This window comes from Mycolicibacter algericus DSM 45454 (assembly GCF_002086455.1).
GTDB lineage: Bacteria > Actinomycetota > Actinomycetes > Mycobacteriales > Mycobacteriaceae > Mycobacterium > Mycobacterium algericum.
Window position 1 is genome coordinate 1 of the sequence record NZ_MVHC01000024.1, and the last position, 23,756, is coordinate 23,756.

Sequence of the window (23,756 nt, forward strand, 5' to 3'; positions counted from 1 at the left end):
ACCGTCGCCACCGGCACCACCGCTACCCGCGGTCGCGTTAGCGCCACCGCCGGCACCGGCACCCCCATCACCGCCGGTGCCCGCGCCCCCAGCCGCACCACCGGCGCCGCGCGCGCCGGCGGCGCCGGGGGCGGCGGCATCACCATGATCGTCGTCTGCGGCACCGGTGGCGGTGGCGAGGGTTCGTTGGTGGGAACCGACGGCGGTCGCCGGGTCTGGCGTGGCGGCGGCAGCGGGGTCACCCCGTTGTCCGGCAGCGCAGCGATCAGCGACGCCACCAGGGTGCCGTGCGCGTCACAGTCCGACAACCCGTCCCCGCCGGCCATCACGTAGTCGCCGCCACCGATGAGGTTCGGCATCCGCGGGTGGGGAGTCACCCCGGTGTCGATGACCGCGACGCTCACTCCGCCGCCACGGCTGAACTTCCAGGCCTCCGGCAGGTTGAGCATGTCCATGTAGGCCGGCTGCACCCGGAAGTCGGTGTCGGGCAACACGCCGACCTCGGTGCAGTACGAGGTCTGCCGCATCGTCTGCGGCGGCCCGGGCGGACCGTCCGGCGGCAACGCTCCGGGGTCGATGCCGGGCCGTTCGATCGCACCGGCGACCGGCATCCCGGCCAGTGAGCCGCTGGCCATCATGATCATCGCGGCACCGGCCGCCGCGGTGCGCTGCAGCCGACGCACGCCCCTACCGGTACCGGATCGCTTCATAGGTATTCATCAACCACAGCGCCAACGGGAACAACGGCATCAGGCACAGGTATTCGATCCACTCGACGAACTTGCGGAACAGCGGACTGTAGATGGTGTTGGGCACGATCACCGCGGACAACAGCCCGAACATCGGCACCAGTACCAGCACCGCCGCCCCGACCACCAGCGTCGTGGGCGTCCACAGCACCACCACGAAGCGCACCACCACCGCGGCAACGATCACCAGGCCGGTCAGCGTCACCGTGACCGCCTGCCACCGGTCCCGGAAGGAACGGCCTCGCAGCACCAGGAACCCTGCCGTCAGACCGGCCAGCAGCAACGGCAGCCACGATCGGTCCGAGTGCGGGTCGCACAGGCCGGTGACACACACCGCGATCAACACGCCCAGCCCGGTGAGCAGGCCGGTCAGGAAGGATCGTGCCCGCTCGGCGCGCAGCACCACCTCGCGGACCGACTCCGGCCCCTCCAGGGACGGCGCGGCGCCGGGCTTGCTCACCACCGTGGTGGGCAGGTCGGGACGAGCCTCGAACACCCAACGACTCGTCGCCGACGGGAAGACCGGCAGGCGCAGCCCGGCGAGCCACCGCGACAGCGACGGTGCCCACTGGTAGGCGAGCACACAGGCCAGGTACACGCACGCCATGAGGGTCACCGCCCCGGTCAGGAACAGCATCCGCAGGACGCCGGCGAACATCACCGCCGCGCTGATGACGGTGACGGCCGAGTAGGCGGCCAGCTGCCGTCCGGTGAGGCGGATGACCGACAGTGCGGCGATGCCGGCGACGCCGAAGCCCAGCGCAGCCTGCGCCGCGCCGACCTCGCCGGGCACCGCTGCCGCGGCGGCCACAACCAGCGGAACCAGCCCGCTGGACAGCAGCATGTCGCCGGCCCACCGGTCGGAGGCGTTGCGCGCCTGGATCAGGATCAGCGTGGCGGCGATCAGCACCAGTAGCGCCAGCCCCGCACTGAATCCGGCCGTCAGCCAGTTGTCGTGCTGGACGCGCCAAGCGGCGAGCAGTCCGGTCGCCAACAGCACGCCCAGCGCCAGGGTCGACACCCCGACCCGCACCGCGGTCACCGCATTGACCGGGGCGAACCGCTTGGCCAGGTTCACCGATACCGCCGTGGAGATGTGTTCGATGACCGGTGAACGCCGCTCCCGGTCCTCGATGAACCGCAGCCACAGCCGGTCGCCGTCGTAGACGTCCTGTTCGGTCAGCGACTGGTTCGGCCGCAGCGCCGTGCCGTCGACCAGGCACAGCACCCAGCGGCCGCGTCCGTCGGCCTGCAGGGTGGGCTCATCGAGCTCGGCCAGCCGGCCGTTGATCACCTTGAGCAGCGGGTCCAGCATCACCGACACGGGCGCGTCGGCGTCCAGCAGCGTCCCGATCTGGACACCGTCGCCGGCCATGACGCCGACCACCACCGCACGCGGCGCGGACGTCGCGACTTCACCGCCCGGCTGCGGCGCTTCGATCGCCGTGGTCATGGCCGCACCCCCTGATCGACGAATACTGAACCCATAGCTGCCGCCTCGCAATTTGTCATTTCAAAGTCTGTCCAATTCTAAAGGCAATGCATGTAATTCGCACGATTGGCGTTTACCGGCAATTTCCCGGTGCGTCACACGACATTTCGGTGCCGGTAGCCCCGGTGCACCGGTTAGACCCTCCGGTGCGTTTTCCAGGCGCCGTAGGGCAGGGTGTCGAGCACGGTTTTGACACCCACCTGAACCAGTTGCGGGGTGGCCGGGCAGATCGCCAGCCACGCTTCGCCCGATCCGGCGGTGCGCGCCTGCTGATACAGCGCGATCCGGCCGCCGGATCCGTCTTTGAGCGACAGCACCGACGCGCTCGGACCCTTGGCGTCATCGCGGTATTGCCGCGCGTACACCGCGGCCTCCGCAGCCGGCTCGGACAGCGCCTGGCCCAGCGCTGCGACGGTGGCCGCGCTGATCCCCATCCGCCGCAGGTCTCCCCCGGTGAAGATGTTGAAGCCGGAGTCCTGCCAGCTCTGAGTCGCCTCGAGCATCTCCTCCATCGGCACGTTGACCGCGGTGATCTGCGCCGGGTCGGCGTGGTGGATGGATTCCATGCCGTCGATCACCAGCGCGGCGATCGAGGCGGCATCGGTCACCGAGACGTCGTCGACGGTGATGTCGGTGCCGACCCGCACCGCCGATACCCAGTGCTCGCCGCGCCGCGCCAGCAGCACGCGGAACTCGTTGTCCGGGATGTCGCGGGTGCCGGGCGGCTGGTCTTCGTCGTCGATGACGCCGTAGCGCAGCTTGCCCAGCGACAGCAGGGCGACCACCTCGAGGTCGGGCGCGGCCAGCACCTTCATCCGGGCGGCGACGGTCTCGTTGACCTGGTCGTCGACGACGATGCCCTGCTCACGCATCACGGCCATGCCGGGATGTTCCGACAGCCAATCGTTCGAATCGGTGGAAACGTAGGGTCGGCAACGCAATTCGGGCGCAACGTGGCGAATATCCAGCAGCGCTTGCAGCAGCCAGAAACCCTCGACGTTGACGGTGATGTCTGTGCGGGTGCTCGGATCCATCACTACCCTCCTCTACCTTTGCCGACGTACTTGGCTATTGGATCACGCTGCGGCGTGGGAACGCCTGCCACCATCCCACCAATTGCAGCACGCGGCAGCACACCGGTGGGTCGGTGTGCTGCCGCGCTGCGGATTGCGGGTCGGTCAGGCCCAGCTGGAGCCGACGGAGGCGTCGGTGTTGGCCATGTTGTTGCCGGCGGTCTGCACCTTCTGACCGTGGGCGTTGGCCTGCTCGTAGATCACCGCGAAGTTGCGGCCCAACTGCGCCACGAACTCCTGGCAGGCCACCGAACCGGCGCCACCCCAGAAATCCCCGGCCGCCAACACGTCATGCACGATCGCCTGGTGCTCGGCCTCCAACGAGGCAGCCTGAGCACGGATCAACGCACCGTGGGCATTCACATCACCGAACTGGTAATTGATCGACATAGTTGCTCTCCTTGGCCCTTCTAGCTCGACAGGATCTGCTGGGAAGCAGCTTCCTGCTGCTCGTAGTGGTTGGCGTCACGGATCAACCCATCGCGCACCCCGTGCAGCATGTTCACGATGTTGCGAAACGCCGTCTGCATCTGACCCATGGTGTCCATCGAGGTCCGCTCCGCCAGACCACCCCACCCCGCACCGGAGATGTTGGTCGACGACGCCCACATCCGGCGCGCCTCATCCTCCACCGTCTGCGCGTGAACGTCGAAACGCCCCGCCATCGCCCGCATCGCATCCGGGTCGGTCATAAAACGAGTTGCCACTTGTCTCTCCTTGTCTGAAGTTCGTCGGTCGGTTGGTTGACGTCGTTGTCTTAGGTCGCCGGCATGGCCGTCACTCCTGCTCGTTCAATCCGCTCAGCCGGCCGAAGCCGCGTTGGCCGCCTCGGTGGCTGCATAGGAGGTGGCGCTGTTGTTGAGGGTCGCGACGAACATCTCGTGGATCGCCGCGGCCTGAGCGCTCACCTGCTGGTACATCGTCGCGTGGGCGGCGAACTGCGCAGCGGTCAACGCCGAGACCTCGTCGGCGGCGGCCGGGACCACACCGGTGGTCGGGGCCGCAGCAGCGGCGTTCTGCGCGTTGAGCGCTGATCCGATACCGCTCAGGCTCCCCGCAGCGGCGGCGAGCGCCTCCGGTTGCGTGTTCACGAACGACATTGACAATCCTCCTCGGATCGCTGTCAGCAATCTTTCCGCCACAAAGCTTAAAGGCTCGGAAAGGCCGAAACGGCCGATTATGCCTACTGTTCACCTGCCGACAGCAACTGTTCATCTGGTGGGGCCCGCGAGGAGTGGCGCGGCATACAAAACAGCGACGACCTGCCGAAACACGAGACTGTAATTCACCTGCGGAGTGGGTCCGCGGGCGTCTCGCCGCAGTGGCCGCAACGAGGCCCGCCGTTTAAATCTGGCCGCGGCGAATTGCCGGCGGCGCTGCTGAAAGTTCCGCCGCCAGCAACCGCCGCGGCGCCGTTACGGACGCCACGGCGGTTGTCGCGACGGGGCAGCTCAGCGCACCGGCGCGGCGGTACGTTCCTGGGTCGGTGCCCGCCGCAGCTCCGTGGCGGCGACCTGCACGAACACCCCGGTGTCCTCGGCCATCAGCAGGCCACGTCCGCGGGGCAGCGGACCGCCCTTCATCTTGCCGCGGATGAAGCCCTCGTCCGGGTCGGCATCCATCACCAGCAGCGGCGCATTGGCCTGGTGCAGCGCCCGCAGCAGCGGATCACTACCGGCCGACGACCAGCCGCCGAAGGTCCGGGTGGCGATCACGTGCAGGCCCACGTCGGCCGCGCGGGTCACCCAGGGGGCGGCCTTCTGGAACGGTGAGTCGAATCCGGGCGGGAACTGCTGGATGTCGTCGATGATCAAGAAGATGTCCGGCCCGCTCCACCAGGTACGCGACAGCAGTTCCTCGGCCGACAGACCCGGCGGCGGCTCACGGTTGGCCAGGGTGGCGGCCAGCTCGTTGACGAGCGCCACCGCGCCGTCCATGTTGTAGGCGAACTTCTCCACGTAGTCCGAGCCCAGGGTGGTCAGCAGCTGCCGACGGGGGTCGATCAGCCACACTTGCGCGGACTGCTGCGTGGTGGGCGGCGCGGTGCTGGAGCCGGGCGCGTACAGCCGCTCGATCTCACTCATGATGGTCGCCAGCGTGGTGGTCTTGCCGGATTCGCGGCGCCCAGTCACCATCAGGTGCCCGTTCTCGGCGAAGTTCAGATAGACCGGCTGCAGGTCGAGTTCGGAGATGGCCCACGCGATACCGCCGGCCCCGACGCCTTCGCGCTGGTCGTTGGCCGCGACGGCCCGCACCTCGTCCAGCCCGAACCGCGCCGGCAGCCGCCGCACCGGGCGCACCCGGCCCACCGCCACCTGGCTGACCGCGGCGCCCACGCTGTCGGACTCGAATACGTGATGGTCGGTGTCGGCCATCGCAGGCCGGGCGATCAACGTGTGCAGACCGGACTGGGGGTCGCTGTCCAGGCGCACGTAGTTGACCGCGACCATGCCCCGGCCCGGTTTGACCGGGACGTCCTTGGCGAACCGGGAACGCACCAACTTGGCGTCCTCCACCGCAGCCAGCCGCAGCTCGACCCGGGACCCGAAGCCGCTTCGGACCGGGGGCCGCAGCTCCGACTCGCGGTCGGCGGTCACGACCACGTGCACGCCGAACGAGGGGCCCTGGTTGATGATCTGGTTGACCTGTTCGACGAGCACCTCGTTGTCCTCGGACAGCGCACGGTAGTTGTCGACCACCAGGTAGACGTCACCGAAACCGTCGTTGGGCACGCTTCCGGGGGCGCCGTCGAACTTGCGACGCCGGAAGACATCCATCGAGGCCACATCGTTCTCGAGGAAGCTGCGCTTGCGGGTGCGCACCAGCGCCAGCAGTTCGGCCACCGTGCGCCGGACCCCGTCGGGGTCCGTCGGCCCGCAGACACTGCCCACGTGCGGCAGGGTGGCGACCGTGGTCAGCGCGGTGCCGCTGTAGGCCAGGCAGTAGAACTGGACCTGCTCGGGGGTGTGGGTCAGCGCCGCCGCGGAGATCAGCGTCTGCAGCGCCGTCGTCTTGCCGGCACCGCCGGCCCCCAGGATCAGCACGTTGGCGCCGGGCCCGGAGGTGTCCACCGTCCACGGTGGCTGGTCGTGCTTGAACGGCCGGTCGATGACACCGATGGGGAACACCAGGTCTCGGCGGGTGCCGTAGTTCTCCTGCCACGGGTGGCCCAGGTAGCGGTTCACCAGGTCGTCGACGGCCACCGGGTCGTCCAGCGGCGGCTGCCACAGCCGATACGGCTCGAAATCGATCTGGCGCAGCTGATCGATGATCACCGTGCCCACCTTGGGAATCCGGATCCAGTCCTCTTCCTCGGCGGCGGGCTCCTCGGCGGGGGTGGCGGTGATGGCCGGCATCTCGTCGGCCGCTTCGAGTTCGGTGCCGCTCACGCTCACCTCCAGCGGGGTGAACGCGGTGGTGAACAGCTGCGGCCGGATGTAGTCGATGGAGTGCACCTGCGGCAGCTGTTCGTCGTCGAGAATGCCGCCGCGCTGATAGTCGCGCCACAGGAACTCGGCCTGGAAGCGGATGACCTCTTCGCCGCTCTTGCGGAAATAGCCCAGGCCCGCCTTGCCCGGCAGGTTCACCGCGTTCGGCACGCCGGCGGCCTGTGCGGCACCGGCCGTCTGCGCCTTGAGCACCAGCCGGTAGCCCATGTTCTCCATCAGCTTCTCGGCGCGGCTCTCGATGGTCTGCGATGCCATCATCAGGTGCACCCAGTAGGCGCGGCCCTGCCGGCCGATCGAGTCCAGCACCTCCACCGCCGTCGGCATGATGCGGAACCACTCGTAGAACTCGTCGATCACCACGACGAGCATCGGCAGCGGCGGCAGACTGTGGTCCCCGCGGGCGGCCATCCGGGACCGGATCTCGTTGTACTCCTTGGCGCCGTCGACGCCCGCGCTGTCACACATCGACTTGCGGCGGGCGATCTCGCCCCACATGGCTTCCAGGAAGCGCTCCATCAGCGCCTGGTCATCTTCCAGGTCGGTGATGATCCGCGACACGTGCGGCACCCCGGAGAACGGCTTGACCGCCGAACCACCCTTGAGGTCGGCCAGCACGAATTGCAGCTCGTCGGGCGAATGCCCCAACAGCAGCGACTCGATCACGGTGCGCACCAGCGTCGACTTACCCGAGCCGGTGGTTCCCGACATGACGCCGTGCGGGCCGTCGCCCCCCTCGTCCAGTGACTTCATGTCGAGGAACAGCAGCTCGCCGTTGTCGGAGCGGTTGCCGAACGGGACGCGCAACCGAGCCCGGCTGCCCTCGTTCTGCCGGCTCGTCCACAGCTGGTTGAAGTCGATGCGTCCGGCATCCTCGATGCCGTAGTAGGAGAGGATGTCGCGAGCCCCGATGTGGTGCGTCACGCGCTGGCCGATCTCTTCGTAGGCCTCGGCGAGCCGCCAGTGCGCCATCCGCTGCGCGAACTGCTCGGCGTCGGTCAGGCTGAGCTGATCGGCCAGGGCGAAGAACCACTCGTTGTCGTCGATGACCATCCAGGTGTCGCGGTCGCGCGGCAGGGCGTTGATGATGCCCTTGTCGTCGAAGCGCAGCACCCGCTGTGACACCCCTCGCCACTCCGGGGCGCCGGTCAGGTCGAAGAACGTGACGCCGTCGATGCCCTCGGTGGTGTTGACGTACTCCCATTGCGGATCGACGCCGTCGACGACGATCAGGTGGTGCGGCGTCGGCGTCTCCGCCGACGAGCTGGCGTGCCGCGGCATGAAGGAGCCCCGCCCGGAGAACAGGTCGGCGTGTTCGGTGGCGAAGTCGCGCACCGAGCCGTACACCATGCGGGCGTTACCGGCGGCGTCCTGCCGGCGGGGGTCGCCGAAGTGCGGCAGCCATTTCACCCAATCCCACTGCTCCACATCGGAAGTGACGACGACCATCCGCAGGTGGTCGGGCCCGTGGGAGAAGGCGAACTGGCAGATGATGGCACGCATCAGCCCGAGCACGTGCTCACGGTCGCCGACCAGTGAATACCAGGGCTCGACCAACAGCGAGACCATCTTGGGCAGGTTGTAGACCACGCTCTGGTAGCGCCCGAACTCCTGCAGCGCCTTTCCGGTCACCGGTTCGAGCTCGATGTCGGTCGGCATATTCTGCGGCTCACCCCAGGTGACCTCGGGCCGCGTCATGCCCACCCCGACCCGGGCCAGCCCGAAGTTGAGGTCTTTGCCGTTGGGTTGACGCTCCCACATCCGCGACGACCCGACCGCCGCGGAAAGCGTGGAGGGCGCCGGGTGGTACCACCGGTAGTTGGCGTCCATGCTGTCTGCGGACTCCGCGGCCGACTCGCGCAGCCGGTCCAGCATGAGCATGAACTGGGCGCGCATCGCGTCGAGCTTGGGACGGCTCAGTTGCTGGGCGCCACCGCCGAAGCGGCCGCCGAACATCATCATCGCGATGCCGCCGATCATGAAGATCGGGAAGATGGCGCCGGCGCCCAGGAACATCCGGGAGCCGTTGGCCACGGTCATCGAGACCATGCCGACCAGCAGGCCGACGACCAACACCCCGACCACCACCAGCCACCACGGCTTGCCTTCCGGCGGCGGCACGCTCAGCGGCGTGGGCAAGACGATGTTCTCCGGCTTGACCACCGGAGCGCGTTCCGGCGTCGGCCGGGCGAATCCACGTTTCACTTGGGCACCGCCAATTCTGCAGGGCTCATATCGGTCGGCAGGGTGTCATGACGTACCAGGGCGTCCTGGCGGGACAGCGTCGGGCCGTGCGCCAGCAGGCGCAACGCCACCGACGGTGCCAGTGCGGGCTCGCTGACCAGCCCCAGCGCCTTGCGCTCATCGTCGCCGGGCACCCCGAAACGCACCCCCGAGGCGGACAGCCACCACAGCGATTCCCGCGTGGAGGCGTCTGGATCGTTGCCGGTCACCGCGACGAAGTTGCCGTAGCCCGGACCGAAGTAGACCCGGTCGGCCTGCGGCATGTTGTTGTTATTGGTCTTCACCAGCGACACCACCCGGTTGATCTGCTTCTGCGGCACGGGAATCGTGGGGCCGGACACCACCTGGACCCGGGCCCGGCTGTCACCACTGGACCGCTCCCACCACCAGCACGTGGACGGGTTCTCCTTCATGTCGACGACCTTGAGCGGTCCTTCCGGGTAGGCCGACAGGTCCAGCCCGGTGACCACCGGCATCTTCGCCAGCTCCGGCGGCGCCACCACCACCGGTGCGCCGCCCGCGGTCGCCCCGGCGTTCTGCAGGATGCGCGCCACCACCGACGACACCGTCTGCACGCCGTCCATGAGCACCACCGAATACTGCTGCGGCCCAGCCAATTGCGGCGTGGTGAAGACGGTTCCAACCGGCCCGGGGGCGTTGGGGAAGGCCGGCGGGCGGCCGGCCTCCGGGACGAACGGCACCGCCAGCTCCGGGCCGACCGGCAACGCGTCGAAGAGCGCCTGACTCATCGGCCGCGCATGCTCGACCTGTTCGGGGGTGAGGCCCAGCGGCAACAGCACCGCCCGGTCGGCGGCATCGATACGCGAGCGCCGGCCCTGCCGAACGACCCACGACTCGTCGTTGTAGCGCAGCACGACGGCGTCCGGGCCGTCGAGCACCCGGCGGCGGGAGTTGAGGTCCGGGCTGCCGTCGATCACCGTCACCGTGACCGGCGACGGCGCTCCGACCCCCTGCACGTTGGCCACGGTGTCGCAGATCAACCACGACGACGACGACGGTGAAGTCGGCAGAATGTCCGACGGCGCGCCCGGGATACCGACCAGCGGGCCGTGCGGCTGCTCGGCGATCTGCGCCGAGCGCACTTTGTGCGGATTGTCGGCGCGACCGGCGATCAGCCGGGCCGATGCCAAATTCAGTGCCGGATATAAGGTGTCGCCGACCCGCACATACAGCGCCCCGGAGTCGCGGTCGGCGATGATGGGCGATTCGTTCAGTTGACCCGATGGGCTCAGAAACGACCACAGCAGCGCACCCAGACAGATGACCGAGGCCGCCGACACCGAGGCGACCACGGCCAGCGCTTGGCGCCGGCCGGGTTCGACTTCCATCCGAACCTGCCAGCGGGTCAACGCCATCGCGGTCCGCCGCGCCAGGAACTGATACCCGGTCATCTGGGTACGTGTCGACAACCCCAGGCCGTAACCGGGCCCCCGCTGTTCGTCAGCCACGGTGCGCCCCAACCCCCGCCGATCGGACTGGCCGGCTACGACGCCGTTCCGGTGCCATATTGGTCGTCATCTACCCCTGCCTGATCACAAGTTTCTCCACTGCGCATGCTAGCCGTGTTGCGCAGCGACCGCCCCCCGCGCAGATTGCAATCCGGCAGCGATGGCGAATTCGGGTCCGCGATTCTGACTCGGATTATGAGCGCGTCAGGTGAACGGTCAGTTACGCGCGAGATACACCTGAGCGCAACGGCGCGCCGCCCGGCCGGAACCCGGATCCGCTCCCGGAAAAAATCGTGCCGATCGAAAGCCGCCGACTCGGGAATCCGGGCCGGTGACGGGCTCGCGGGTCAAAACCGCATCCGCGGCCGCGACCCGCGCCCCGCGGGACGTATCTGCAGGTCCGAGGTTGCTGCTAAGAACCTGTGCATTTGGTGTCAGAGCGGCGGCCCACGACGCCGACGGTTGTACTGTCGCGGGCGTGACGACGATCGACGGACAGGGCGCTGAGGGCCAGCTCGACCCTCGGGGGCCGGCCACTTCACCAGCGACGGAAGAGACCACTCACCGCGTGAACTACCCCACCGACGTCGTGGACGTCGAGCTGGAGCTGGAGCAGGGCTACCGCACCGAGATTCACAAGAATCACGACGACACCGTCGACGTCGAGACATACGGGGGCGGTTTCGACCTGTCCCGGCGGGCGATCGCCCCGCACCTGCGGATCGGCCGCGACAGGTGGTTGAACCTGTTGTGGCTGATTCCGATCGGCTTCGTCGGGCTGCTCGCGGCGATCGCGGCCGGCAAGGGTATCCGCAACATCCCCGGCGTGGAGGAGTTCATCGCCGAATACCCCGGCAGCATGCCGTCGACGAAGGTCGAAAGCGGGCTGCCCGCGTGGCTCGGCTGGACGCACTTTTTCAACCTGTTCATGATGATGTTCATCATCCGGTCCGGAATCCAAATTCTCTGCGACCACCCGCGGCTGTACTTCAGCCGCAACTCGACGCCCGGTAAAGACGAATGGCTGCGGGTGGGCCCCCCGGTCCCGGACGACCCGTACTGGACGGCCAACGCCGACACCGTCGCGCTGCCGCGGCACTTCGGGCTGCCGGGCTTCCGGCATTCGATCGGGCTGGCCCGCTGGTGGCACCTGGGCCTGGACGTGCTGTGGCTGCTCAACGGCGCGGTGTTCTACGTCCTGCTGTTCAGCACCGACCAATGGCGCCGGATCATCCCCACCAGCTGGGACGTCTTCCCGCACGCCGCTTCGGTGATGATCCAGTACATGTCGTTGAACTGGCCCGACGACCATACCTGGACCAACTACAACGCGCTGCAGCTGATCTCCTACTTCGTCACGGTGTTCGTCGCCGCCCCGGCCGCGGTGATCACCGGCCTGGGCATGTCGCCGGCGCTGTCCCAGCGCCTCGGGCTGATCAGCAAGCACCTGCGGCTCAACATCCAGGTGGCACGCTCACTGCACTTCTTGGTGCTGGTCTACTTCCTGATGTTCATCCTGGTCCACGTCACGATGGTGTTCGCCACCGACGCGTTCGACAATCTCAACCACATGTTCGCCGCGCGCGGTTGTGTCGAAGGCGCCGAGCCGGGATGCCACAGCGCCACGGGCTTCTATGTCTTCTGCGCGGCCGCCGCGGTGTGCATCGTCGCCTGGTTCGCCGCGACCCCGCTCACGATCAAATACCCGCGGGTGGTGCAGAAGGTGGGCTTCGCCCTGATCGGGCCCTTCCAGCGTTCGCTGGAGAAGCTCAACCCCAAGCCCGGCACCTTCACCGAGGACGACATCTCGCCGTTCCACTGGCGCAACGGTCGGCTGCCCGAGACCGTCGAGTACAAGGAGCACGAGGCCAGCGACTTCAAGGACTGGCGGCTCAAGGTGTACGGGTTGGTCGAGAACCCGATGGAATTCAGCCTGGAAGACCTCAAGGCGCTGCCCTACCACGACCAGATCACCCAACACTTCTGCGTGCAGGCCTGGTCCGGGGTGGCCAAGTGGGGTGGCGTGCAGATGTCGACGATCATGGAGATCGTCAAGCCACTACCCGAGGCGAAATGGGTGGTGTTCTACTCGATGGGCCTGGGCGCCACCGGCGGTATCTACTACAACGCGCACCCGGTGGACCAGATGTGGCATCACATGTCGATGCTCGCCTACAACATGAACGACGAGCCGCTGCCCTACATGCACGGTCGCCCGCTGCGGCTGCGCAACGAGTTGCAGCACGGCTACAAGCTGGTCAAGTGGATCAAGGGCATCGAGTTCGTGGCGTCCTACAAGGAGATCGGCAGCGGTCACGGCGGCTACAGCGAAGACCACAAGTTCTTCGGTCGCCACCAGACGATCTGACACTCGCTGTAAGCAGTGAGGGCCGGCCTGACTAGGCCGGCCCTTTCTGCGTTTCGCGCCGGGCGGCCCGGTGCGCTCAGGGACCCGGCACCGAATGTCCATGAAGCTCGCAGCCACGCCCCCTAATATTCCGCATGTTAATGCTTTTTATTACGGGGATGCAGACGGGCGAGGAATCGGGTCATGGCAGACGTTGACGACAACCACCGCACCGGTCGCACGGCACTGGTGAGCCACCGCGACGAGCTCACACCGGCACACCACGTCGTCGACCACGAGACCTGGGCGGGCGGCCTGGGCGAGAAGATGGCCACCGCTCCGCGGCTGCGCGTCGGCCGAAACCGATGGTTCAACCTATTGTGGTTGCTCCCAATTGGTTTCGCGGCACTGGTTATCGCTGTCGCGGTGGCGAGGTACCTGGTGGGTTTCCCGGCGGTCGGCGCCTTCGTCCACCGTTACCCCGGTACCCTCGCGACCGGCGGAGCCGCGGGAATACCCGCCTGGGCCGGCTGGCAGCATTTCTTCAATCTTTTCCTGATGACGTTCATCGTCCGGTCGGGCATCCAGATCCTGGCCGACCATCCGCGGTTGTACTTCAGCCGCAACGCCACCCCGGACACCGATGAGTGGTTCCGCATCGCCGGGCCGGTCCCGAAGGACCCGATGTGGACGGCCAAACAAGACTCGGTGGGCCTGCCCGACCAACTCGGCCTGCCCGGGATCCGCCACGCCATCGGGCTGGCCCGCTGGTGGCATCTCGGCGCGGACGTGTTGTGGCTGGCCAACGGTGCGGTGTTCTACGCGCTGCTGTTCACCACCGGGCATTGGCGCCACCTCGTGCCGACCAGTTGGGCCGTCTTCCCCGACGCGTTGTCGGTGGGCATCCAGTACCTGTCGCTGGACTGGCCCGACGACAACGGCTGGGTGGCCTACAACGGCCTGCAGCAGCTCGCGTACTTCACCACCGTGTTCATCGCCGCGCCGGCAGCTGTGATCACCGGGATCGGGATGAGCCCAGCGGTGTCCATGCGGCTGACGCGCATCAGCAAGCGGCTGAGCATCCAGCTGGCCCGTTCGCTGCATTTCTTGGTGATGGCCTACTTCCTGGTGTTCATCCTGGTGCATGTGACGTTGGTGTTCGCCACCGATGCGGTGCGCAACTTCAACCACATGTTCGCCGCTCGGGACGGTTCCGGTCTCGCCGGTTTCTGGGTCTTCGCCGTGGCGATGGCGGTGACCGCCCTTGCCTGGGTGTGGGCAACCCCGTTCACCTACCGGCATCCGCGGGTGGTGCAGCGGGTCGGCTACGCACTGATCGGCCCGCTGCAGCGACTGTTCGAGCACGTCAACCCCGAACCCGGCGGTTTCACCGAGGAACACATCTCCCCGCACTTCTGGCACAACGGCACCTACCCCGAAACCGTCGAGTACAAGGAGATGTTCGCCGGGGATTTCGCCGACTGGCGGCTGCACGTCTACGGATTGGTGGAGCACCCGAGGGATTTCTCGCTGGACGAACTGAAGACCCTGCCCTACCACGAGCAGATCACCCAGCACTTCTGCATCCAGGGGTGGTCGGGGGTGGCCAAGTGGGGCGGCGTGGCGATGAAGACCGTCCTCGACATCGTCAGACCACTGCCGGAGGCCAAGTGGGTGGTGTTCTATTCCATGGCGCCCGGTTCCGAGGGCGGGCTTTACTACGACGCCCACGCCATCGAGCAGATGGAGCACCACCTGACGATGCTGGCGTACCGAATGAACGACGAACCGCTCAGCTACGGCCACGGAGCGCCGCTGCGGCTACGTAACGAATTGCAGCACGGCTTCAAAATGGTCAAGTGGCTCAAGGGGATCGAGTTCGTCGAGCACTTCCGCGAGGTCGGCGGCGGCTACGGCGGCTACAACGAGGATCACGAGTTCTTCGGCTACCGGCAGACGCTGTAACCCGCGCGTCGGCCGGGCCGTCGTAGGGTAGATCCAGTCAACCGAGCGACGGGAGCAGCCATGCGGAATCGCGGTATCGGAAAGTCAGTCCTGTCGGTGGTGGTGGCAGGGATCGCGGTGGGCGCGGTGGCGACCGCCTGCGGTGACTGCGAGAACGATTCAGACGACGGGGGCTACGGCGAGGTCACCACCGCGCCCAGCGCTCCGCTGGCCCCGATGACACCGATTGCCCCCGACGAAGCCGTGCCGGAACAGACCGTCGTCCCGGAGGCCCCGCTGACCAGTGCGGCACCTGCCGTCGAGCACCCCGCGCCGCAGGGCGGGGCGACGCCCGCACCCGCGCCGGCGGCACCCCGGGTTCCGTCAGCGCCTGCCGTTCCCGCCATCCCCGCCATTCCCGCCATTCCCGCCATTCCGGCGATCCCGGCGATTCCTGCCATCCCCGCGATACCCCACCCGTAGCCAGGGGCGGGCCGGCCCGGCCCTCGGCGCCCGGTCAGACGCCCGTCCAGGCCGAGTCCAGCCGCTCGGCGACGTCGATGACCTGTGCTTGCTGCGACTGCGGGCTCTCGATCTCGTCGGCGACATAGCTGGCGATGAACCGTCGGATCTCCCCGTCGACCCCGGCGAAGATCCGCAGCAGCTCACCTCGGATGGACGTCGACGACACCTCCACGGTGATGTCGGACGGCCGCGGTTTCGGTACGTCGATGATCAGCAGCAACGGTTCGGCGGCTCGAGCCGTGGCCCGCAGCGCGATGTCACCGGCCACGGTGAACCGCTGCTTGTCCAGGCGCAGGTCGATGAGCAGGTCGATCACCAGCGGAATGTGGATGGCGAACGTGAGCAGATCACCCAGGCCGCGAGCCACCCGGGGCTGTTGGATCCGCACCTTCGCGCTGACCCGGGCGATCCCGCCCGGCCCCTGCCGCATCGGGGGCATCTCGAACTCATCACCGGCGATCGCGGCGAACGCAGCTGCCACGCGCTCTTCGGTGACCGCGATCTCGAAGAACTTCCGCCCGAACTCTTCATAAGTCAGGTAGCTGAGGTTCTGCATAGCTTGATACCGTCTCACGTCCACATCGGCAACGGCCGCTGATCGGCGTGCGCGTCGCCATCTTCTCACCCGGGCGCCCCGCGGCGCGCACGGAACCAGGCCGGCGCGCCGATGTCGGTCGGGGGGGCGGCGGGCCGTCGCCGGAGCGGCTCGGATCAGCATCGCGCCGGCGGGCGCCGGCAGCCCGGGATTCCCGCTCTGGCGGGTTCAGCTCCGCCGGCCGGCCGTGATCTCCACGACGACGGCTCAAGCCAAGCACCGTGCGGCGCCGACCGGCCGTCGTTTCAAAATTCATTGAATAGTGCGAAATGACAAACCGTTTCACTGACACGGCACGCCGGGCGACCGATACACTTTGCGCGGCAGACCTTCTCACCGATACCGCCGGTACCACTGACCCAGTTCACCCGTCCACCAGCAAAATTCGTCGAACAATTTGAATTAACGCTGCCACCAACCACTCTCGGCGGGCCCGCTACACCGCATCTACCAGCACTTCAACGTCGAAATCCGGTCTGCGCGGCATATTTTCACCCCGCTACCTGGTGTTTTATGTTGTGGCGTAATGCCTAACAACTTCAACGTCAAACGTGATGCCTGCCACAGATTTTGGTCCGCTCAGTTAGCCATTGTTAATGTGCCTGGTCATGTTTGGTCTCGAAGCGCTGATGGCGCTCATCCAGCAGGTTTCGGGCACGCCGTACATCACCGGTGGGGACAGCCCCGCTGGGACGGACTGCTCGGGACTGGCGTCGTGGGTGTCGAACGTCGCCACCGGCCGGCCGGCCTTCGGTGACCGGTTTCACACCGCCAACGAGGAGTCGGCTCTGCTGGCGCGCGGCTTCCAGTACGGCACCGCGCCGGGTGCACTGGTGGTGGGCTGGAACAGGAGCCACACCGCGGTGACGCTGCCCGACGGCACTCCGGTGTCCAGCGGCGAGCGGGGCGGCGTGAAGATCGGTGGTGGCGGCGCCTACCAGCCGCAGTTCACCCACCACATGTACCTGCCGATGCCTACCGAGGCACCCGCCGACGAAGCGGCGCCGGTGCTGTTCGCCGCCATGATGGAGCCGGCTCCCGCGCCCGAGCCGGCCGCCGAGCCGATGGGCATGGACATGGCCCCGCCGTTGGACGCACCGCCGCCGTTCGAGGCACCGCCCCCGTTCGAGGCACCGCCGCCCTTCCAGGCCCCGCCTGGCGAGGCGCCGCCGATGGACGCCCCAGCGTTCGACGAGCCGCCGACCGAGCCCGGCCCGGAGCCAATCGAACGCGACGCGCCGCCGCAGCCTTAACCCGCGCCGTCGATCCGGCGTCGCGCCAGCAACCACGCCAGCCCCTGCCCTTCGCCGGCCGCGATCACCTCGAGACCGGCAAATGCCTCGCGGAGCTCACCGGGCGCGGCACGGAACCGCCCGGCGACGCTGCCGACCTGGCTGAGCGCGGTCACGGCCAGCAGCCCGCCCGGTGTCAGCCGCTCCAGCATCGGTGCATCCAGCCGGCGGTCGCGGAACCGGGCGCAGTAGATCACGTCAGCCGGCGGCCCGTCGGGCAGCCCACCGTCGAGGTCCACGACCTCGAAGCGGCATCGGTCGCCGACGCCGCTGCCTGCCGCCAGGGCGCGCGCCTGCTCGATCGCAACCGGGGAGACGTCGAAGCCCCGCACCTGTAGCCCCCTGCGGGCGAGCCAGACGGCAGCGGTCCCCTGCCCGCAGGCGACGTCAACCGCATGGCCCGCGGTCGGGAACTCGTGGCGGAACGCCGTGAAGACCGCTGCCGGGCCGAGCGCGTCCGGCGAGGGCAGATCCCGGTCCGCGTATTTCGCATCCCAGCGGGTCCGGTCATCGTCGCTCACTCGATGGACGATACTGCGGCGGTGAAACTGCAGCCCTGGATCGCGACCGCCATGGCGCACACCGCACCGCAGGTGCCGATCACGACGCTGATCTGCGCATTCGCGGTGCTCACCTACTGCGCCCTGGGGGATCGTCCCGCCATTGTGTGCGGTGTCCTGGCCGCGGTGTGCGGCCCGGCCATCGAGATCGCGATCGCCGCGGCGGGCCAGTTTCGTTACGCCGCCGATTCCGACGCACTGCTCGGGGTGGCCCCGTGGCTGGTCCCGCTGTACTTCGCGTTCGGGATCGTCGCCGCGCTGATCGGCGAAATCACCGCTGCCACAAGGCGGACGACGCCCTAGGATCTACAGGCCATGGAAGGGGTCACCCTCGGCGGCTATCACGCCCAGCAGTGCGCCCGCGTCACCCACAACCTGTTCTCCCCCGGCGACGTCGAGCCGGTGACTCCCTCACCGGAGCAGCTGGCATTGCGCGCGGCCGGCATCGCCTTTGAAGCGGCGATCTTCGACGAGCTAGGCTCCCGCTACCGCGATTCGGGACGGCTGCTGGTGCTCGACGCCGACGCCGGCCGCAGCGAGCAGCAACAGGCCACCCGTGCGGCGATGGAAGCCGGTGTCGACGTGATCGCCGGCGGGTGGTTGCCGGAGGTGAACGGCCGCGTCGGGAAGCCCGATGTGCTGATCCGTTACGGGAACGGCTACCTGCCCGTCGACATCAAGAACCACCGCACTGTAAGCAGCGCGAAAACCTTCGAAGTGCAGGTGTCGACACTGTCGGCGCCGGATCAGCTGCTCTCCTTCCCCGGTTACAGTGATCACGGCGCGCGCTGGCGTGACGACGTCATGCAACTGGCGCATTACACCCGGATGCTGCAGGAGCTGGGGTATCACCCGGGCCTGAACCGCGGCGGCATCATCGGCAGCTCCGATCTCAGCGAGGTCGTCGGCGAGGAGCATGCCATCACCTGGTACGACCTCGACGCCGAAGCCATCCTCACCTACTCCGCCAGCGACCCCGAACACCGCAAGAAGCGCTCCGCTCTGCAACGCTACGACCATGAGTTCGCCTTCCGGCTGGACGTCGCGCGCGCCGCCGCGTCCGGGCGGGAACTGGTGCGGCCCTACCGGATCGTTGACTGCGATTCCTGTGATTGGGTCGACCACTGCGCCACCGTGGCCGGCGAGGACGACGCATCGTTCGCTCTCGAGACCGGCCACCTCAACGTCCGGGAGTGGCAGTACCTCTACCGGCACTGTGGCGACGGCACCACGTTGAGCGTCGCGCAGTTGGCCCGGGTCGACCCGGACCGCCACGCCGAGGAATTCCGCACCCAATCGGTGCGCACCCAGAAGCCTGAAGAGCGGCTGGCCAAAGCTGTTCGACGCGCCCGGATGAGCTGCGCCGGCATCGATTACGAGCAACACCGGCCAGGCCGCCCGACGGTGCCGTCCGCCGACATCGAGGTCGACTTCGACATCGAGTGGGATGCCGACTCCCGGATTTACCAGTGGGGTCTTCGCATCCGAGAGGGCCAGGACGACACCGCCGCGCACTACGACCCGGTGGTGTCGTTCGAGCCGCTCGACGAACACGGCGAAGCGCAGCTAGCTGATGAATTCGCTTCCCGCATATGGCAATTGCGCGATCGAGCTACGCGGGAGGGCAAATCGCTGGCCGTCTTCCACTGGCATCACGCCGAGCGGTCGAGGACCCGCAGGTTTCCCGCCGTCGTCGAAGCCCTCGACGGACTCACCCACGACCTGCATCAGTGGTTCGAGGCCGAGTACTTCGCGCGCACCTCATCGTCAATCAAAAGCGTCGCCGGGTATTTCGGCTTCGAGTGGGACGTCGACGACGCAGGCGGGCTGGCGTCGCAGCTGGCGATCGACGTCGCCCGCGGGTGCGGGCCGGAGGCCGACATCGCCCGGCAGTGGTGCTTGCGATACAACGAGTGCGACGTCGCGGCCCAGGCGGCGATTCGCGACGGGTTGCGCCCCGGTCCCCGGTGAACCGGCTCAGCTTCGCTGCACCGACGGGCAGATCTCAGCGTGCGCGGCGTCGACGACTCCGGTGGCGGTCGGCTTGGGAACCTGAAGGTAGACCGAGACCTGTTCGACGATCAGGCTGGTCGGGTGCTTCGGGAACTCCAGGCAGGCGGTCCGCCCGGCGGCCAGCCGTGGCGCTTCGCTGCCGGGCGGGAACTTCCCGCGGATGGCATTGAGGTAGGCCATCTCCCCCGCGTTCGGGTAGGTCGACTGTTGCTCGGCGCAGAGCAGGATATCGGCGCTGTTACCGCAGTAATCCGGATCGCGGGGATTGAGCGGGTCAGCGTGGGCCGATGACGCGGCACCGACCAGTCCGGCCAGCGCGGTGGCGGCCAGGGCCGGCAGCAGCGTGGTTGCGTTCACGTCCAGCGCCTTTCTGTTCTCGCCGCTGACGCTAGCAGTTGTCGCGCCGCCGCCGGGAGGACTTCGCGATCCTGCGATCGGGACCGGTCATCGCCGATCCCGGCGCTCGCCGTAGCATCGCCATCATGAGTTGGGTCGCCCGGTTCACCGCGCCGCTGACCGCGTGCTGCGTCTCGGCGGTGGCCCTGGTAGGGGCGTGGATAGTCCCTGCCCCGGCCAACGCCGACGACAGCGGCTTCATGAAATACCTCAACAGCCACGGCTACACCGCCCGCTACGCCGGCGACGAACCGATCTCCGAGCCGAGCGTGCGCGCACTCGGGCACATGATCTGCGAGAACCTGCGCGTCGGCAGGAGCGTCGCGGTCCAGGCGCCGAATTACCCGGCGTGGCCGCAGTTCACCCTCATCGCCGAGGCCGCCCAGCACGAGCTGTGCCCGGGCCTGTAGACAACGCGGGAGCCCGGCCCGGGTGTCAGTCGGGCGCGCCGGGGGTAATTCGGTGCCATGAGGTTGCGCAGGAGCCAGGTCGGCGCCACCGGATTCCGCCGGGTCGGACGGGGCCGCGGCTTTTCCTACACCGACGGCAATGAGCCGGTCGACGACCCGGCGGTACTCGCTCGGATCAAGGAACTGGCCATCCCCCCGGCCTGGCGGAACGTGTGGATCTGCCCTTACCCCAACGGCCACATCCAGGCCGTGGGAACCGATGCCGCCGGGCGCCGGCAATATCTGTACCACCAGCAGTGGCAGGCAGAGCGAGCCGAAGAGAAGTACGACCGGGTGCTGAACCTGGCCAGGATGCTGCCGCAGTGGCGCGCCGATCTGCTGGCCGACCTGGGCGGCCGCGGGCTGAATCGCGGCCGCGTGCTGGCCCTCGCCCAGCAACTGATCGACCGGGGTTATTTCCGGGCCGGCGGCGAGGAATACACCCAGGAGAACGGCAGCTTCGGACTGGCCACGCTGCTGCGCGACCACGTCCGGATACGCAGCGACTGCGTGGACTTCGACTACCCGGCCAAAAGCGGCGTACGGCGGACGGTGTCGGTCGACGATCCGCTGGTGGTGCGGGCGGTGCGCGCGTTGTTGCGCGCCCCCACCGACATTCCCCGGTTATTGGTGTACCGCACGCCCGAGGGCTGGTGCGAGGTGCGCGCCGACGACCTCAACGAGCGGTTCCGGGAACTCACCGATGTGCAGTTCAGCGTCAAGGATCTTCGGACCTGGCATGGCACCGTGCTGGCAGCCGAGAACTTCGCCGCTGCCCGCGAGCCGACATCGAAAACCGTTCGCCGAAGGGAGATCGCCGCGGTAATGCGTTGCGTCTCCGAGGAGTTGGGTAACACGCCGGCGGTCGCCCGTGGTTCCTACGTGGATCCGCGGGTGGTGGACGCCTACGAGCAGGGCATGACCATCCGTGCGGCGCTGAACCGGGTGCCCCCCCCCCCGCGGGAAGGAGTCCGCCCGCCGGGTCGCCGCGGAGAACGCGACCGCCCGATTGATCCGGCGTATCGACCGGGCACGGCGCTGAATTGCACCGCTGGTTGCGGCCTCCGGCGGTTAGGATCGATTGATGCGTCACGCGATCCACGTGCCCCTGTTCGGCACGCTGGCCGACCCGCGCGCGATCGCCGATATCGCCTGCGCCGCTGAGCAGAACGGGTGGGACGCGCTGTTCGTATGGGATCACGTCCTGAGTCCGGTTGCCGGTGAATGGGATATCGCCGACCCCTGGATCACGCTGGCCGCGGCGGCGACGTCGACCGAGCGCATCAGGATGGGCCCGATGGTGACCCCGCTGCCCCGCCGCCGGGTGGTCAACGTGGCCCGCGAGACCGTCACCCTGGACCGGCTCAGCGGTGGCCGGCTGATTCTGGGCCTGGGCACCGGCCGCGACGTCTGGCGCGAGTATTCGGCCTTCGGCGACAACGGTGACCCGCGCCGGCTGGCCCGCGTCCTCGACGAGGCCACCGCGGTGCTGACCGCGTTGTGGGCCGGTGAAACGGTGACCCACCGCGGCGAGGTCATCGTGGACGGTATTCGCCTCAATCCGGGTCCGGTCCAACGGCCGCGAATACCGATGTGGTTCGGCACCAATCGAACCAGTGGCGCGCCGATCGAGCGCGCCGCCCGCTATGACGGCATCTTTCCGCTGGGCATGGATCCCGACGGGATCGCCCGCATCGCCGAGACGGTTGCGGCCGCCCGCGGCGGTCTGGCCGACTTCGACATCGCGGTGGCCGCCGGCCCGGGCGCCGATCTCGATCGACTGCGCGCCCTCGGCGCCACCTGGGCGGTGCGGGAGTTCTGGCCGGGCGACCGTCCCGACAAGATCCTGCGGGTCATCGAGCGGTGCGCCCCGTGAGCAGCTGAGGAGGCCGGCGTGCAGATCCATCGCGGCAACATCGTGTTCACCCCGACGCCGCAGGATTTCGTCACGCTCGCCGATGGTTACGTCATCGTCGGCGACGACGGTGTCATCGCCGACTGCGTTGCCGAACTGCCGGACCGGTACGCCGGTGCGCCGGTCACCGATCACGGCGACCGACTGATGCTGCCGGGTTTCACCGATGCGCATGTGCACGCCTGCCAACTGCCGATCACCGGATTGCAGGGCAGCACCGAACTGATCGACTGGCTGCACACGCTGACCTTCCCCCAAGAGGCCGCGTTGCGTGACGCGGTCTACGCGGACGCCGTCTACGGTGAGTTCGTCGAATGCCTGCTGCGCAACGGCATCACCAGTTCGATCGTGATGGGCACGATCCACGCCGACAGCACCGGCATTCTCGTCGACAAGCTCATCGCGGCGGGACTGCGATCGTGTGTGGCCAAGGTGTCCCGGGACCGCAACGCACCGGCTGACTCCCGCGTGGACACCGCGCAGGAGATCGCCGACTCCCGAGCTTTCATCGAGCAGACTCTGCCCAAATCGCCGCTGATCACTCCGGCCATCGGCCCCAGTGTGGCCATGGTCTGCTCGCGCGAGCTGATGGCGGGGCTGGCGCAGCAGGCCCGCGAGTTCGGCATCCCGTGTCACATGCATCTAGCGGAGAACCCCACGGAGATCGAGATGACCCTGCAGATGCACCCGGACAGCGCCGACTTCGTCGACATCTACCAGCGCGCAGGCCTGATGGGCACGGCCGACACCGTGGTGGCCCATGCGATTCATCTCAACGACCGCGAAAAGCGGGTGCTGCGTGACACCGGCATCCTGGTCGCGCACTGCCCCCACTCGAACCTGAACCTGCTCAGTGGGGTGATGCCGCTGGCCGACTACCACGACACGGGTGTCCATGTCGGGCTCGGCAGCGACGTCGCGGCCGGGCATGCGCTCAACATGTTTCAAAACATCGTCGGCGCAATCCAATCCGGCGCCGTGAGCTATCTGGCCGAGCGCACGACACGGCCGGTGCGGGCCGCCGAGGCGTTCTACTGCGCGACCAAGGGCGGTGGCGGATTCTTCGGCAAGACCGGCAGTTTCGAACCGGGTTACGCGTTCGACGCGCTCGTCGTCGATGACTCGATGTGGCCGCGGTTCAAGCCCATGACGCTGGCGCAGCGTGTCGAGAAGCTCATCTACTGCGGCGATGACCGCAACATCGAACGCGTCTACGTCTACGGTCGGCAGGTGAGATGAGGGAGGTG

The 23,756-nt window shown here is 67.9% G+C and carries 20 protein-coding genes and 1 pseudogene; 10 read left to right on the plus strand and 11 right to left on the minus strand.

Annotated features, from left to right (window positions below; all coding sequences use genetic code 11):
* From BST10_RS17435 to eccB, 8 genes are all read right to left on the minus strand, one after another.
* Positions 1-710, minus strand: a 710-nt coding sequence (locus BST10_RS17435; RefSeq protein WP_242665672.1) for a S8 family serine peptidase, incomplete at its 3' end; no start/stop codon positions are given.
* On the minus strand, positions 688-2,202 hold the full coding sequence (gene eccD, locus BST10_RS17440; protein ID WP_083039408.1) for a type VII secretion integral membrane protein EccD: 1,515 nt from the start codon (positions 2,200-2,202) through the stop codon (positions 688-690). The genes eccD and BST10_RS17435, both read right to left, overlap by 23 nt.
* Before the next feature lie 173 nt (positions 2,203-2,375).
* Positions 2,376-3,275, minus strand: coding sequence for an ESX secretion-associated protein EspG (locus tag BST10_RS17445; protein ID WP_013828831.1), 900 nt, complete (start codon positions 3,273-3,275; stop codon positions 2,376-2,378).
* Between the two features lie 144 nt (positions 3,276-3,419).
* Positions 3,420-3,704, minus strand: a complete 285-nt coding sequence (locus tag BST10_RS17450) for a WXG100 family type VII secretion target (protein ID WP_013827941.1) — start codon at positions 3,702-3,704, stop codon at positions 3,420-3,422.
* A gap of 20 nt (positions 3,705-3,724) precedes the next feature.
* The gene (locus tag BST10_RS17455) at positions 3,725-4,021 is read right to left on the minus strand and encodes a WXG100 family type VII secretion target (protein WP_013827942.1); all 297 of its coding nucleotides are present in this window, start codon (positions 4,019-4,021) and stop codon (positions 3,725-3,727) included.
* A gap of 93 nt (positions 4,022-4,114) precedes the next feature.
* Positions 4,115-4,414, minus strand: a complete 300-nt coding sequence (locus BST10_RS17460; protein WP_013828830.1) for a PE family protein — start codon at positions 4,412-4,414, stop codon at positions 4,115-4,117.
* Between the two features lie 351 nt (positions 4,415-4,765).
* Positions 4,766-8,965, minus strand: a complete 4,200-nt coding sequence (gene eccCa / locus BST10_RS17465) for a type VII secretion protein EccCa (protein ID WP_083039410.1) — start codon at positions 8,963-8,965, stop codon at positions 4,766-4,768.
* Positions 8,962-10,473: a type VII secretion protein EccB gene (eccB, locus tag BST10_RS17470; RefSeq protein WP_041317807.1), complete on the minus strand. Its 1,512-nt coding sequence runs from the start codon at positions 10,471-10,473 to the stop codon at positions 8,962-8,964. Before eccB ends, eccCa begins: the two co-directional genes overlap by 4 nt.
* 568 nt (positions 10,474-11,041) lie before the next feature.
* Between eccB and BST10_RS17475 the strand changes: the two genes are divergently transcribed.
* The 3 genes from BST10_RS17475 (at position 11,042) to BST10_RS23350 (ending at position 15,247) form a co-directional block, all read left to right on the plus strand.
* Positions 11,042-12,841, plus strand: coding sequence for a molybdopterin-dependent oxidoreductase (locus BST10_RS17475; RefSeq protein ID WP_083039412.1), 1,800 nt, complete (start codon positions 11,042-11,044; stop codon positions 12,839-12,841).
* A 183-nt stretch (positions 12,842-13,024) separates the two neighbouring features.
* Positions 13,025-14,785, plus strand: a complete 1,761-nt coding sequence (locus BST10_RS17480) for a molybdopterin-dependent oxidoreductase (RefSeq protein WP_083039414.1) — start codon at positions 13,025-13,027, stop codon at positions 14,783-14,785.
* A gap of 60 nt (positions 14,786-14,845) precedes the next feature.
* Complete coding sequence (locus BST10_RS23350; RefSeq protein ID WP_083039415.1) at positions 14,846-15,247, plus strand: hypothetical protein; 402 nt, start codon at positions 14,846-14,848, stop codon at positions 15,245-15,247.
* Positions 15,248-15,281: 34 nt separating this feature from the next.
* Here the strand turns inward: BST10_RS23350 and BST10_RS17490 are convergent, their stop codons facing one another.
* Positions 15,282-15,845 (minus strand): hypothetical protein, encoded by a 564-nt coding sequence (locus BST10_RS17490; RefSeq protein WP_013828824.1) that lies wholly within the window; start codon positions 15,843-15,845, stop codon positions 15,282-15,284.
* Between the two features lie 647 nt (positions 15,846-16,492).
* Between BST10_RS17490 and BST10_RS17495 the strand changes: the two genes are divergently transcribed.
* On the plus strand, positions 16,493-17,137 hold the full coding sequence (locus BST10_RS17495) for a glycoside hydrolase (RefSeq protein WP_083039469.1): 645 nt from the start codon (positions 16,493-16,495) through the stop codon (positions 17,135-17,137).
* Here the strand turns inward: BST10_RS17495 and BST10_RS17500 are convergent.
* Entirely contained in the window at positions 17,134-17,646 is a 513-nt protein-coding gene (locus BST10_RS17500) for an SAM-dependent methyltransferase (RefSeq protein WP_371869212.1), read from the minus strand. The genes BST10_RS17495 and BST10_RS17500 overlap by 4 nt on opposite strands.
* 54 nt (positions 17,647-17,700) lie before the next feature.
* Here BST10_RS17500 and BST10_RS17505 point away from each other — a divergent pair, with 54 nt between their 5' ends.
* Positions 17,701-18,039, plus strand: a complete 339-nt coding sequence (locus BST10_RS17505) for a hypothetical protein (RefSeq protein WP_205277390.1) — start codon at positions 17,701-17,703, stop codon at positions 18,037-18,039.
* Between the two features lie 12 nt (positions 18,040-18,051).
* The gene (locus tag BST10_RS17510; protein WP_083039419.1) at positions 18,052-19,707 is read left to right on the plus strand and encodes a ribonuclease H-like domain-containing protein; all 1,656 of its coding nucleotides are present in this window, start codon (positions 18,052-18,054) and stop codon (positions 19,705-19,707) included.
* A gap of 6 nt (positions 19,708-19,713) precedes the next feature.
* On the opposite strand, the gene BST10_RS17515 is transcribed toward BST10_RS17510, so the two are convergent.
* On the minus strand, positions 19,714-20,106 hold the full coding sequence (locus BST10_RS17515) for a hypothetical protein (protein ID WP_013828819.1): 393 nt from the start codon (positions 20,104-20,106) through the stop codon (positions 19,714-19,716).
* 125 nt (positions 20,107-20,231) lie between these two features.
* Between BST10_RS17515 and BST10_RS17520 the strand changes: the two genes are divergently transcribed.
* The 4 genes and pseudogenes from BST10_RS17520 (at position 20,232) to BST10_RS17535 (ending at position 23,748) form a co-directional block, all read left to right on the plus strand.
* On the plus strand, positions 20,232-20,555 hold the full coding sequence (locus BST10_RS17520; RefSeq protein WP_235673591.1) for a DUF732 domain-containing protein: 324 nt from the start codon (positions 20,232-20,234) through the stop codon (positions 20,553-20,555).
* A gap of 57 nt (positions 20,556-20,612) precedes the next feature.
* Positions 20,613-21,636 (plus strand): annotated as a pseudogene (locus BST10_RS17525) (DNA topoisomerase IB).
* 42 nt (positions 21,637-21,678) lie between these two features.
* Positions 21,679-22,470 carry an LLM class flavin-dependent oxidoreductase gene (locus tag BST10_RS17530; RefSeq protein ID WP_041317798.1) on the plus strand — a complete coding sequence of 264 codons (792 nt, stop codon included), beginning with the start codon at positions 21,679-21,681 and terminating at the stop codon, positions 22,468-22,470.
* Between the two features lie 18 nt (positions 22,471-22,488).
* A complete protein-coding gene (locus BST10_RS17535; protein ID WP_013828815.1) occupies positions 22,489-23,748 on the plus strand; it encodes an amidohydrolase family protein in 1,260 nt (419 codons plus the stop codon).
* Positions 23,749-23,756 lie beyond the last annotated feature (8 nt).

Coding starts and splice junctions, on each gene's coding strand:
- BST10_RS17490 (WP_013828824.1), bottom strand. CDS start 15,845: ATGCAGAACCTCAGCTACCTGACTTATGAAGAGTTCGGGCGGAAGTTC.
- BST10_RS17495 (WP_083039469.1), top strand. CDS start 16,493: ATGTTTGGTCTCGAAGCGCTGATGGCGCTCATCCAGCAGGTTTCGGGC.
- BST10_RS23350 (WP_083039415.1), top strand. CDS start 14,846: ATGCGGAATCGCGGTATCGGAAAGTCAGTCCTGTCGGTGGTGGTGGCA.
- BST10_RS17480 (WP_083039414.1), top strand. CDS start 13,025: ATGGCAGACGTTGACGACAACCACCGCACCGGTCGCACGGCACTGGTG.
- BST10_RS17520 (WP_235673591.1), top strand. CDS start 20,232: ATGAGTTGGGTCGCCCGGTTCACCGCGCCGCTGACCGCGTGCTGCGTC.
- BST10_RS17450 (WP_013827941.1), bottom strand. CDS start 3,704: ATGTCGATCAATTACCAGTTCGGTGATGTGAATGCCCACGGTGCGTTG.
- BST10_RS17530 (WP_041317798.1), top strand. CDS start 21,679: ATGCGTCACGCGATCCACGTGCCCCTGTTCGGCACGCTGGCCGACCCG.
- eccD (WP_083039408.1), bottom strand. CDS start 2,202: ATGACCACGGCGATCGAAGCGCCGCAGCCGGGCGGTGAAGTCGCGACG.
- BST10_RS17505 (WP_205277390.1), top strand. CDS start 17,701: ATGGACGATACTGCGGCGGTGAAACTGCAGCCCTGGATCGCGACCGCC.
- BST10_RS17460 (WP_013828830.1), bottom strand. CDS start 4,414: ATGTCGTTCGTGAACACGCAACCGGAGGCGCTCGCCGCCGCTGCGGGG.
- BST10_RS17510 (WP_083039419.1), top strand. CDS start 18,052: ATGGAAGGGGTCACCCTCGGCGGCTATCACGCCCAGCAGTGCGCCCGC.
- BST10_RS17445 (WP_013828831.1), bottom strand. CDS start 3,275: ATGGATCCGAGCACCCGCACAGACATCACCGTCAACGTCGAGGGTTTC.